Raw genomic sequence first — 2,926 nt, forward strand, 5'->3', positions numbered from 1 at the left:
TTATGTCTTCTGTTGGCAGGCGAAACGATCGATCGAGTTCTTTCCGCTACCTAGGGCATTTTCTATGACCGAAATGCCCTATTTGTGCTGGGCTTTTTTATACACTAGCACTGGGGTGAATAGTTACGTTTGATACAAAAATACATTTTTTCACCTCCCATCTAACTATATTATACTATATTTTACTGAATCTATCCTATTTTCAGCAAAATATAGTTAAGGCGATTCATCTCCCACTTACTCCGCTTCGCTTCGTTGAAGTGGGAGTCTTCTCGCCTAATTAAGATAAATCGGCCCGGAAACACGATTTCGATACGCTTGAATTTGTTTCGGACTACATGTGCAATAGCGCGTTCTTGAGCCTAAATATCCACACGGACACGGATTCATCGCCCCAAGCAAAATAAAGTCCGCGGGATATGTCACCGTCGACGAAATACGGCTAATCGTCACTTTCCCCGTCTCTAACGGCTGGCGAAGCATATCCAGCGTCTTTTTCGCAAATTCCGCCATTTCATCGAGAAACAAAACACCGCGATGTGCCAGCGACACCTCGCCAGGCTTTGGGTGCGTTCCCCCGCCAATTAAAGAAACCGATGAAGCGGAATAATTTTGGGCGGTGACAGGCACCAAACCCTATGGTAGCGGGGCTATGCGGCACCGAGACCCGCATTGCGCACATCGTTTCCTTCCCCTCGCTAAATCCTCATATTTGCTAAATACCGCCTTACTGCTACATACCACTTTAAAAAAATGACAGAGGGGCAATCGATGGCTCTCTGTTAAACATCACAATCACACCCTTATTTCAATTTTTCAATCTCTTCAATCGGCAGTTCGGTTAATTCGTGAATCGTTTGGATGTCGTACCCTTTTACCAACATCTTTTTCGCAATTTGTCGCTTTTCTTGTTGTAATCCTTTTTTTACACCCTCTTTTAATCCTTTTTGCTCATACGAAATTAACAATTCGAGCACTTGTTCTTTTTCTTTCGTTTCCATCTTGTTCACCTCGTTTCGTAATTGTTGTTCTTCTTCATCCGACAGTTGCACATATGTTTCGAAAAAGCCGATTAACAATCGTTGCTTTGCTTCGTCTAATTCCATGCGCACAAGCATGCGTAAAAATTGTTTTTTCAATTCAATTCGTTCACTTTCAGTATACCCCATTTTGCTTAACAGCGCAGCGGCGATCGGGTTGTCGTTGCGAATATAATGACGCCAGTTTTGTTTGCGTAGCTCGACGGTGAAAAAACGGAAGTGGAGTATGTTCCCAAATGGAAGTCGAAGCGTAAATGAAGATGGTTCGTCGCGGATTGTATCGTAGCTGAAGACGGCAATCGGAACGATGTTCGTGCGGTATTTTTCAAACAAGCGGCTGAAGTAAATAAACATACGCTCTGGAAACGATGGTTGAACGTAGCTTTGGTTTTCGATATGGACGATAATTAAACCGTCTTCCCCTTTTAGCTTCGTTTCCACTAACAAATCAACGCGATATTTTTCCCCAGCGGTCACGTCCGTGAACAGTTCTTCAGATAAAAATGATAAATGGTGAAAATCAATATGCTCGTGCACTTGCGGGAAAAAGAGAAGAATAAAGTCTTCAAAAAACGTTGTGATGAGCTCTTTAAACAAGCGGTCGTGATCGACGGCCATACATTTACCTCACCTCCAAAAATTTTACATACTTTTTCGACAAAACGAACCAAATTCCTGCTTGGGAATGAATTTTTTAAACAAAAGCAGAGAGCCAATCTATGACCCTCTGTTTCTACAAATCTCGACATATATCGGGGCGTGACAGGCACGCTGCACAACAAATTCCGGGCGGTGACAGGCACCAACCCTAGCACCATCGATGATGAAAACTACTAAACTTTTAATCAATCATAGACACTCTTCATCTATTTCCACTTCGAAACAACAGATTCTAAAAATACGGTTGCACATATTGTTTTCACATCCTTCATAAAAGTACCTTTATATTTTTTTAAAGAAAAACGAATTTGTTGCCCTTCCAAATGTCTTTGTAACCCAGCTGTTCTTTTCCGAGGATTTTTTTCCTCATTGTACACAACGTAATATACTTTATCTATTTTGACGATGTCATGAAATGATATAGAAGGATTATGTTCTTTTATCATTTCATATAGACCTATAAAAGGCCCCTCGATTGCCTTCAGTCTAAGGCTTTGCCGTTCTTTTTTATCAATTTTGCCGTTCTTAAACTCTACAAAAAGCAATTGATTATCTTGAATATGAAGAAGGTCGGGGGATTTTAATGCATCTTCCCCCTTTTTGCTTGCCAAATCTTGAACAGCATTATCAAATGCTAAACAAACAAATGGAGAAGAACAAAGACTTTCGTTATTTTGATCATCCCTGCTGATGTCCTCGATGGATTGAAAAAATTCTCTGTATTTGCTTTGTAATAGGTCTTTTAACTCATCTATCTTCATCATCCTGCAATGTCTCCTCTTCTAATCGGTGAAAAGGTTCTGTCAATAACTGAAAAACTTCCTCGAGCTGATTCGTAACATCTCGAATGACAGATGAAGACGTGCTAATTTTTTGGGCATGATAAAATTTCATATCCTCTTCAAGCCCCTTTTGGTCACTATAAACTTTAAGAGCTTCGATAAAATATGGACTATGGGAATTTACTAATATATGGACCCCTTCGCTTTTGGCTAGCTCGACCAAAATTCGCGCATAGTAACTATTCACCCCAGTGCTAGTGTATAAAAAAGCCCAGCACAAATAGGGCATTTCGGTCATAGAAAATGCCCTAGGTAGCGGAAAGAACTCGATCGATCGTTTCGCCTGCCAACAGAAGACATAACGAATCCCACACGTTTTTTTCGTGTTTCGTCAGTGTGGAAACGATGCTTCTTGCGATGCAAAACGACTGCGCGAATGTTTCT

2 protein-coding genes and 1 pseudogene are annotated in these 2,926 nt (G+C 40.9%); all 3 read right to left on the reverse strand.

Features of this window, described 5'->3' with window-relative positions; genetic code table 11:
* Positions 1-285: 285 nt before the first annotated feature.
* Positions 286-633, reverse strand: a pseudogene (locus ETC02_RS16365) (ATP-binding protein); the annotation flags it as partial.
* A gap of 170 nt (positions 634-803) precedes the next feature.
* Positions 804-1,658, reverse strand: coding sequence for an Rpn family recombination-promoting nuclease/putative transposase (locus ETC02_RS16370; protein ID WP_094239315.1), 855 nt, complete (start codon positions 1,656-1,658; stop codon positions 804-806).
* Positions 1,659-1,906: 248 nt separating this feature from the next.
* The gene (locus ETC02_RS16375; protein ID WP_171698429.1) at positions 1,907-2,464 is read right to left on the reverse strand and encodes a hypothetical protein; all 558 of its coding nucleotides are present in this window, start codon (positions 2,462-2,464) and stop codon (positions 1,907-1,909) included.
* Positions 2,465-2,926: the final 462 nt, after the last annotated feature.

It is taken from the genome of Geobacillus sp. DSP4a (assembly GCF_013096875.1).
Classification (GTDB): Bacteria; Bacillota; Bacilli; order Bacillales; family Anoxybacillaceae; genus Geobacillus; species Geobacillus thermophilus.

Coding starts and splice junctions, on each gene's coding strand:
- ETC02_RS16370 (WP_094239315.1), bottom strand. CDS start 1,658: ATGGCCGTCGATCACGACCGCTTGTTTAAAGAGCTCATCACAACGTTT.
- ETC02_RS16375 (WP_171698429.1), bottom strand. CDS start 2,464: ATGATGAAGATAGATGAGTTAAAAGACCTATTACAAAGCAAATACAGA.